Source organism: Variovorax sp. 01N429 (genome assembly GCF_056399425.1).
Map to the genome: position 1 here is coordinate 1 of NZ_JBFTRG010000210.1, position 384 is coordinate 384.

Annotated in this window: 1 protein-coding gene; it reads left to right on the top strand. The window is 72.7% G+C overall.

Annotated features, from left to right (window positions below; genetic code table 11):
• The coding region (locus tag AC1DSF_RS31285) for a [protein-PII] uridylyltransferase family protein (protein ID WP_478184194.1) at positions 1-384 on the top strand (384 nt) is incomplete at both ends.

The following is a 384-nucleotide window of genomic DNA, read 5'->3' on the forward strand; positions in this document are numbered from 1 at the left end:
GTTCCAAGCCCTCCTCAAGGCCCGCCCGGTGGCCGGCGACCTCGCCCTCGGCAAGCGCTACGCGGACAGCATCGCCCCGCTCGTGTGGACCGCCGCGCAGCGCGACAACTTCGTGCCCGACGTCCAGGCCATGCGCCGCCGCGTCGTCGACTCCATCCCGCACGGCGAAGTCGAACGCGAACTCAAGCTCGGGCCCGGCGGCCTGCGCGACATCGAATTCGCCGTCCAGCTCCTCCAGCTCGTGCACGGCCGCGCCGACGCCTCGCTGCGCAGCGGCTCGACTCTCCACGCGCTCGGCGCGCTGTCCACGGAAGGCTACGTCGGCCGCGCCGACGGCGCCTCGCTCGACGAGGCATATCGCTTCCTGCGCCTGCTCGAACACCG